General features: G+C 36.4%; 9 protein-coding genes and 1 pseudogene. All 10 read left to right on the plus strand.

Going from position 1 to position 6,762, the window contains the following annotated elements:
* Positions 1–1,426 (plus strand): hypothetical protein (locus MOB01S_RS12585; protein ID WP_218016102.1); only part of this gene is annotated, 1,426 nt, incomplete at its 5' end.
* A gap of 5 nt (positions 1,427–1,431) precedes the next feature.
* On the plus strand, positions 1,432–1,785 hold the full coding sequence (locus MOB01S_RS11640) for a hypothetical protein (protein WP_066805669.1): 354 nt from the start codon (positions 1,432–1,434) through the stop codon (positions 1,783–1,785).
* A 57-nt stretch (positions 1,786–1,842) separates the two neighbouring features.
* Entirely contained in the window at positions 1,843–2,436 is a 594-nt protein-coding gene (locus MOB01S_RS11645) for a Hint domain-containing protein (protein WP_066805672.1), read from the plus strand.
* On the plus strand, positions 2,437–3,159 hold the full coding sequence (locus tag MOB01S_RS12825; RefSeq protein WP_281177255.1) for a polymorphic toxin-type HINT domain-containing protein: 723 nt from the start codon (positions 2,437–2,439) through the stop codon (positions 3,157–3,159).
* Between the two features lie 12 nt (positions 3,160–3,171).
* Entirely contained in the window at positions 3,172–4,038 is an 867-nt protein-coding gene (locus MOB01S_RS11655; RefSeq protein WP_066805679.1) for a hypothetical protein, read from the plus strand.
* Positions 4,039–4,114: 76 nt separating this feature from the next.
* Complete coding sequence (locus MOB01S_RS12830) at positions 4,115–4,735, plus strand: hypothetical protein (protein WP_084349738.1); 621 nt, start codon at positions 4,115–4,117, stop codon at positions 4,733–4,735.
* Positions 4,732–5,589, plus strand: a complete 858-nt coding sequence (locus tag MOB01S_RS11665) for an Imm49 family immunity protein (RefSeq protein WP_066805683.1) — start codon at positions 4,732–4,734, stop codon at positions 5,587–5,589. The genes MOB01S_RS12830 and MOB01S_RS11665 overlap by 4 nt, the downstream gene beginning before the upstream one ends.
* Positions 5,590–5,760: 171 nt before the next feature.
* The gene (locus MOB01S_RS11670) at positions 5,761–6,114 is read left to right on the plus strand and encodes a polymorphic toxin type 47 domain-containing protein (RefSeq protein WP_084349739.1); all 354 of its coding nucleotides are present in this window, start codon (positions 5,761–5,763) and stop codon (positions 6,112–6,114) included.
* A 3-nt stretch (positions 6,115–6,117) separates the two neighbouring features.
* Positions 6,118–6,543 carry a hypothetical protein gene (locus MOB01S_RS11675; RefSeq protein WP_218016103.1) on the plus strand — a complete coding sequence of 142 codons (426 nt, stop codon included), beginning with the start codon at positions 6,118–6,120 and terminating at the stop codon, positions 6,541–6,543.
* Between the two features lie 45 nt (positions 6,544–6,588).
* Positions 6,589–6,762, plus strand: a pseudogene (locus MOB01S_RS12480) (HINT domain-containing protein); the annotation flags it as partial.

Genomic DNA, 6,762 nt, shown 5'->3' on the forward strand with positions numbered 1-6,762 from the left:
AGGTGGGCTTAACTTTAATACCACAGTAGATACTAGGGTGTTTAGTAAAGAGGGGAGGGAGGAGATTAAAAAAGAACAAAAAGAACTGCCTAACAACACCAAAGCCGCCTTTGGTATGTTTGACGTTGCTGTGGGTGCAACAGCTACTGGCTTAATGGATAACGAAAACACCATCAATGGCAACTCTGCCCTCCAAAAAGCCAAAGACAGCCTCATCCAAGCCAGAAACAATCTACTGACAGGAGCAGATAAATCACAAGCCAATCTTAATGCTCACATAGACGCCATCACCGATGGCGATTTAACCAATGTCTCCCAAAACCAAGATATCTTAAATGAGCTAAATACACAATTAACCCAAGATACAACTGCCAAAGACACTCAAGTCTTTTTAACTCCAAACACCACCAACACAAAAGACGAGCTGGTACAAGGTCTTGCCAATCCCAATAAAGGACACACCTACCTTGACATAGACCATCTAGACAATGTCATAGAAACCCTAAACCACGAAATCGCCCACCACAATGGCTTAGGAGAAACTTCTGCCACAAGAATGGGCAAACTGGGTAATTTGGCGTATAATATCGGTACCAGTCTGAATAAAGAGGATATTAACGCCCATAGACAAGGCATCACACCAACCGCTCAAACCCTGCAAGGCTTAAGCACCGAAGATAGGCTTGCTTATCACACAAACAACCAAGCACTCTTGGATGAGAATAAGGAGCAATTGGAGGGAGAGAAGGAGAATGGGGATGGGATTTGGAGTAAAGATTATAAACTAGGGAAAGGCTACCCTAAGCTAAAATATGATGCTGGTGCTGGAGAATGGGGTAGTGAAGAGCTCACATGGGAAGTGCGTAGGAATTATGCAATAGCTCGAGCTGCAACTTTATCTTACCCTAAGTACCCAGATGCGGCCGCTGCATTGAGTCATTATTTAAATAATTCTGGAGAAAATTATCAAATCAATCTTGAAAGCTTGATGAAAGATAGTGGTATTGCCCCGATTGTTCAAAAGGAAATTAACGAGGCTCAATTATTTATTGAAGAAAATTTGACTTCAAAAGGAGTAATAGATTTCCATTCTACAGGAGCAAGTGGAGCTACTGCTGACAGTAGAAATTGGTACTATGCTACTGGTGGTGTATTGCTGTATGGTGGAGGTCGTGCAACACATGATGGTAAAGGTAATTATTCAATGGACTTTAATCTGATGTCTTATGATAGATATAATTGGGATGGTAATAAGCAGACTTTAATACTGGATCGTTTTGTAGTAACAGACAATCAATTAGGAGCCATGCATAGGGCTGGTATAGCAAAAGAATACAATATGTATGGAGCTGTACCTTTAACAATTACATGGTCTAAAGATGATCCAAAACCAAAAATTACAATCAATAAACCCAAATTAAGGTAGCAACCATGAAAATACACTATTCTAAAATTTTTATATTTTTAACTGGTGTTTTGGTTGGTTTTATATTATTTATTGCTTACAATACATCATCAAAGCCAGTATATGAATGGAAAAACAAATCAAATACCTTAATTTTATCAGTTAGCCACAACGGAACCAACTATGGGTCTTTGCCTTTTGGAGATTACCATAGTTTTTTCTTAACGCCTTATGTAAATGGAAAGACCGTCCCTCGAGGGACTCTAATTACAGTAAGTGATAATTTTTCGGATTATGGTAGCCTAAAAGTTGAATGGCTAAAAGATGGTTGCTTAATAACATCAAAAAATAACTACAAAATTTTTATGCCATATCCGTAGATATTTTGCAAAATCTAAACCAATAAACAGCTTGCTTATCATACAAACAACCAAGCCTTGCTTGATATCAATCAAGAACAGCTTAAGGGAGAGAAGGAGAGTGGGGATGGGGTTTGGAGTTATGATGGGGATTGGCGTGGTAAATCCAATGAGCAATTAGCCAAAGAAACTCGTGAGTTTATGAGTGATGAACAGGCGTTGATTATTAAGGAGGTAATATCTGTTGCTGTCCCTGCCATAGATGCATTGGAATTGGCTGATAAATACAAAAATGCAAAAACTGATGCGGAAAAACAAGCCATTTTAGCTTCTGCATTGCAGATACCTGTTAATAAAGCTGGAAAAGTATTAAAAACGGTTAAGTCTGGCAAGAAAGCTGATGTGGAAAAAGAAATAAGGGCAACTCAAGCGGAGCAGAGAAAAGCCACCCAAACCAAAGCCACCTGCACCAATGGTATTTCTTGCTTTACTGCAGGTACACTCATTGAAACCAAAGATGGCTTAAAAGCCATCGAAACCTTTACAGGTGGTGAGCTGATTTGGACAAGAAATGACTTTATCCTAGAATATGGCTATCGTCCTGTCATTGCCACCAAAGCAACACCAGACCAGCCCATTTTCCAAGTAACGGTTAAAAACGTTCATGGTTAAATTGAAACTTTAGAAACCACAGCCGAACACCCATTTTGGATTAAAGATACAGGCTGGCTAAAAGCCTCTTTACTAGAACAAAGCATGATACTGCTTGATAGAAACAATCAAGAAGTAGAAGTCCTAAGCCAATTTCTTATTCCAAACCACACCGATACCGTTTACAACATTGAAGTTGATGACTTTCACACCTACCATGTAGGTAGATTGGGTGTGTGGGTGCATAATGCGGATTGTTGTGATGTAACCAGAGCCAACCTCGAAAGCCAATATGGTAAGTTAGATAATCGTTATTTTGGTAATAATGGTGAGATTTATTGGGTTAATCCATTAACCAATAAGACTGAACAAATTAACAAACTCACAATGGTTAATGGCAAACCCCATGTTACAGATCCTTTAACAGGCAAACTTGAAGATGCGACAAAATACAAAGTAGCTGTAGATCATATTTTACCTAAACAATATTTTAAGAGCGACCCTCGTTTTAGCCAATTACCTAAAGAGGTTCAAGATTCAATCATGAATAGTCCAGAAAACCTGCAACCTATGCTTAAATCTGCAAACTCATCCAAAGGCTCAAAGACAGAATTAAGTGGCACGGGCTGGGATACTTGGAAAGATCAAAAAATCAATAGTGGTTATAAGACTTATTTGAAAGATATTCAAATTAAGATAAATAAGCAACTACAAGATGCTTATAAAAAACATAACATTAAATAATAGGAGACAATCATGCCTATTTATACAAAAGACAAACTTGAGCAAGATATATCAAATAAAATTGTTGAGTATGTTGCAGATTCTGTTTCTGATATGAAGCAGAAAGAAATAGATTATATCAATAACAGTGATTATAAGTGGATTTATGATGAACAAATCAGACAGTTGGAACTGGATATTCACAAATCCATATTATCATTACAAGCCCATTATCCAAAAACCTATCAATATTTAAATGATTTCCAATTAAATTGCCAATTAACAGTTTATTGGTATGAATTAATTGAGTTAAATTTATCTTTATCAACATTTTTTGAGTTAAACCAAAGAATTTATTTTTTAACTGACCCTAGTGAAGATTATTACCATTGGCTACCAGACCATCTTAAAGATGGTTGGTTAAAGGCATTTGGTGGCGTGTTACTATCTGATAGTGTTAGGTATATTCAAGGGGGAACCATGCTAATCGGAGACCCATATAGCTGTTGGAAAGCATTTGATATTTACTTACCCAACTCACGCAAAAAAGCCAAGCAAGCAATTGAAAGTTTGGTTAAAAAAATTCCCCATGCTTTTATTGATATTGAAATTGAAGGCATTGAAAAACAAGAAAAATATCGTACAGATGGTTTTCCCAATCTAAGGGTTATGATAGATTGCCGTAAGCCAGATGAAGACCCAAAAGAATATGATTTAATACTTATGTGTTACTATTATGACCATCGTATGTTTTGGGTAAAAGATGGCGACTTTATTAATGGCATTTATGAAATCTACAACCCACAAGGAATGCTTGATGAATATTTTTTACATGTTTTTTCACAAGTTGGTGAGGATTATTCTAGGTTTGACTTTAGTGCATGGGCTAATAAAATTTAAGTAGCTTATATCAAAGAACACAAACTATAACAATACCGTCTACAACATTGAAGTAGATGACTTTCACACCTATCATGTGGGTAGATTGGGTGTGTGGGTGCATAATGCGAATTGTTGTGAACTTGCAAATCAAAATATCGCAACTGAAACCAGTCGTGGCGTTATTAGTAATAGAAAGCTGAACAATAATTCAATTGAGCTTGATTTAACACCATCAACACAAAAACAACTGCAAGAAATTATCAATAAAGGTGATGTTAGTGGTGCAAAAACAGAAGCTCTATTTGAAGATGTGGTCAAAGAGCACGGCGGAACAGTCCTTACTGGTGGCAAATATGGTAGCAATAATGGTTATGACCATGTGGTTGTATTTAAAGATACCGATGGCAAGACTTATTTAACCATGACTGTAGATAGTAAGCAGTTAACCAAAAAAGGTGTAAAACTCGACCATAACGCTGCTGGCGGCAAAATGCAGATGTCTGATGAATGGGATGATGTGGTTTTGGATAAATTAGATAAAAACAGTGATGCTCGACAAGCCATTGAGATAGCTAAAGATAATGGTAGTTTGGTTAAAGGCGTAGCCTATGTAGATAAACAAACAGGTCAGCTTAAATTGGTTCGTATTGACCCTAAAACCCCCTCTAAACCCACTACGCCTAAACCCAAAAAATCTAACAAGGACAAGCCATGACTGACATTACTCAAACAGAAATTTATCAAAAAGCATTAAATCATACCATTCAACACGCTGAATTTGATGAGAATATTCAACGCAAAATTGACTACATTACGGAACAAAAAGGTGATGTTTGTTTTTGCACTAGACGATTAAAAAGCTATGCCCATGCCAATGCGATTGTTTCATGGTTTAGAGACCATAATTTAACTGCCTTTAAAGAGTGGTGTTATATTTGTGCCAAATTAGAACGCATGGTTTTTCAGTATGTGCCTTATGAATGGTTTCCTGCCTACAAGTTTTTTTCACCATTGTTATCTGATAATGCTGAAATCATTGATTGGTACAGACAACACACCTTGCCTTATTACATCACACCCAATGAAGAAAAAGACCGTGATAACCCCAAGCAACCTGCTTTTCATGGCTATCAAATGCTATTGGCATTAAATGGTGAATGGGATTTATTAGGGCAACGCTGTGAACAAATTTTAAGTATGGAACTAAAGAAAGATAAAAAATATCTGATAGACCATCGTTTTTATTTAGCCTTAGCCAAAGGCGATAAGGCAGGTATGGAAGCGGTATTGACCGAGCTTACCAGCCCTAAAATCGCCAAAGTGCGTAATCATGAATTTGCTTTTACATTCACTGAACACTTTATTGCCACTCATGCAGTCATTTATGCCAAATTGGCTTGGTGGTGTGGCTATGAGTTGGAATTGGATAGTGTGTGGATTCCCAAAGAATGGTTGCCCATTCAACCATTAAATGACTATCCAGAACCTTGGGACTTTTTAAAACAGTTTGATTTATGGACACCATTTGATGATTATGATGATTGGTCTCCTCATCGTGGTGCTGATTAAATTAAATATTTACTTCTTGATAGAAACAATCAAGAAGTAGAAGTCCTAAGCCAATTTCTGATTCCAAACCGTTTAGATACTGTTTACAACATTGAAGTAGATGACTTTCACACCTATCATGTGGGTAGATTGGGTGTGTGGGTGCATAATGATGAGTGTTGTGGAAGGGGGTTGACTGGCAATAACTGGACATTTAATCCTGATAAAGATGTGGATTTAAGGGGAACTGGTAAAAGCTACAGAGATGCATTGGATGAAGCATTTAAAAGAGCTGGTGTGCCAAAAGAACAGTTTGTTATCACAAAATGGGCAAAAGATAAATATGGTAAATCAATTCCTGTTGAATATTCAGCACCAAATGGTGCTAATGTAAATATAGATATTCCAGAATTTAATAATGTGACTAATGGTGTTTTGGGGAATGGTCCACACCAACCACACATTGGTTATCAAAATACTGGAAAAGGTTCTAATCGTATCAGAGGACATATCTTTGTTGATGAAATACCTGCTACTAGGAGATAAAATATGGGTAATATTTCTGAACTTATACGGGTTTGTAATGATTTAAACATTTTATTTAATATGATAAATGGAGATGAAGCCAATCAAATAATATCACAAGTAATAAAAATTTTTAATCCAGAACAAACAACAGGTCATTTATCAATTTCTAACGACAGCAATAAGGCTTTAAAAATTCCTTTGGAGGGCAATGAGTTTACATATTCAAAAAAATTACCCAAATGCAAGGGTTATATTTTTTTTGACTTAGAATCTAAAGATAGAAATAATATTTTTATTTTTAATAATGTACAAGATATATGTGATGTTATGTCTGAAAGTTTCGGCATGGAATATTTTATCTTTGATGAGTATTTTAATTATCTTATAGTTGTTAATTGGTATGTTATAGAATTGACAGATGGGGCAAAGAAGTATTTAATTGTTTAAAATAGCCAATACCTACTACCCAACCACACCGACACCGTCTACAACATTGAAGTAGATGACTTTCACACCTATCATGTGGGTAGATTGGGTGTGTGGGTGCATAATGATGAGTGTTGTGGGGTTGCTCTTTCTACACTTGAATCTCATGTTGAAAAATCAGCGAGAGGCACAGGAAAACTTCATCATATTACAGAGCCTGAGCTAAAGCAATTAATATTA

This window comes from Moraxella oblonga NBRC 102422, assembly GCF_001598275.1.
Lineage (GTDB): Bacteria > Pseudomonadota > Gammaproteobacteria > Pseudomonadales > Moraxellaceae > Moraxella > Moraxella oblonga.